This is a genomic window from Polaromonas sp. P1_G2, assembly GCF_056405515.1.
Genome location: NZ_JBFUBY010000829.1, coordinates 1 through 543 on the forward strand (window position 1 = coordinate 1; position 543 = coordinate 543).

The 543-nt window shown below is 65.9% G+C and carries 1 protein-coding gene; it reads left to right on the forward strand.

All coding sequences use genetic code 11. From position 1 onward, the window contains the following. Positions 1-44: 44 nt before the first annotated feature. A partial coding sequence (locus AC1D0P_RS27845) for an amidohydrolase family protein (protein WP_477679687.1) occupies positions 45-543 on the forward strand: 499 nt, incomplete at its 3' end.

Genomic DNA, 543 nt, shown 5'->3' on the forward strand with positions numbered 1-543 from the left:
GTCATGGAGGCCCTGCTGGTCAACGAGAATCTGGGAGAACGCGTATGAGCGCCGTCACCGTCCTCCAGAACGCCCGCATCGTCGACCCGTCGCGTAACCTCGACGAGACCGGCACGATCATCATACGCGATGGCAAGATCGAGGCTGCTGGCCGCGAGGCGTTGAACCAGGGCGCGCCCGGCGGTGCAGTCGTGCGCGATTGCAGCAATCTCCTCGCCGTCCCCGGCCTGATCGACGCCTCGGTCTTCACCGGCGAACCCGGCGGCGAGCACCGCGAAACCATCGCCTCGGCCGGCAAGGCCGCCGCGGCAGGTGGCATCACGTCCTTCATCATGATGCCCGATACAGACCCGGTGATCGACGATGTCGCCCTGGTCGAATTCGTCCGCAAGAATGCCCGCGACGCCTCCCCGGTCAACATCTATCCGGCCGCAGCCCTGACCAAGGGACTGGCCGGCGGAGAGATGACCGAGATCGGCCTGCTCAAGGAAGCTGGCGCCGTGGCCTTCACCAATGGCCGGGAGCATCTGCATGATACGCAGG